The organism is Spirulina sp. CCY15215 (assembly GCF_016888125.1).
In the GTDB taxonomy this organism is placed as follows: domain Bacteria; phylum Cyanobacteriota; class Cyanobacteriia; order Cyanobacteriales; family Spirulinaceae; genus CCY15215.
Map to the genome: position 1 here is coordinate 1 of NZ_JACSWA010000441.1, position 245 is coordinate 245.

A 245-nucleotide genomic window follows, 5' to 3' on the forward strand; every position below is an offset into this window, starting at 1 on the left:
ATGGAGACAGCAGCGAAGACGAACTCAACCTCGCCCGCGCCCAAGCCAGTCTTGATGAAGTATACCGCGCCACAGGAGTCAAACCCGCTCTCCTCTACTCGATTTTTGTTCCTGCTGTAGGTCAATCGGAAAATGCCGAAGAATCCGACAGCGATCGCCTCTTCCTCATGCTTGTTCCTCCTAACGGCGATCCCGTCATTCGTCCTGTCCCCATCAACCGCGAATTAGCCTTGCGAGTTGCCGAT

The 245-nt window shown here is 54.7% G+C and carries 1 pseudogene; it reads left to right on the forward strand.

Going from position 1 to position 245, the window contains the following annotated elements:
• Positions 1–245 (forward strand): annotated as a pseudogene (locus JUI58_RS13475) (hypothetical protein); the annotation flags it as partial.